This is a genomic window from Bradyrhizobium sp. WSM4873, assembly GCF_055811355.1.
Window position 1 is genome coordinate 1 of sequence record NZ_JBVVPS010000121.1, and the last position, 540, is coordinate 540.

The window sequence follows — 540 nt, forward strand, 5'->3', positions numbered from 1 at the left end:
ACCACGGTGCAGCCGAAGGCCATCACCTTTCCGACCGATGCCAAGCTGCTCCATGCGGCTATCAAGGGGCTCAACCGCCTTGCGAGAAGGCACGCCGTCAGGCTGCGGCAGTCCTATGTTCGCATTGCCAAGACCGCGGCAATGATGGCGGGCCGCTACGCCCATGCCAAACAGTTCAGCCGGCATCAGCGGCAGTTGCGCATTCTGCGCAGCCGGCTCGGCCGCATCATCCGCGACATCCGCCGCAAGATCGAGGGCCAGCCGGCACTGGAGGAGGCATTCGCCCTCCCGCTTGGCCGGGCCGTGCAAATCCGCTCGCAGCAGCAGCGCCAGCGCGGCTGGAAGCTTTATTCCTTCCATGCCCCGGAGGTGGAATGCATCGGCAAAGGCAAGGCCGCCGCGCCTTACGAGTTCGGCGTGAAGGCCTCCATCGTCACCAACAACCGCCGGGCGCCCGGTGGCTTGTTCGTACTGCACGCCAGGTCGCTGCCCGATAATCCCTACGACGGTCATACCCTGCGGGACGTCATCGACCGCACC

The 540-nt window shown here is 65.6% G+C and carries 1 protein-coding gene; it reads left to right on the forward strand.

Annotation, left to right across the window (positions count from 1 at the left end):
* Window positions 1-540 (forward strand): transposase family protein (locus AC0L21_RS38020; RefSeq protein WP_473267137.1); only part of this gene is annotated, 540 nt, incomplete at both ends.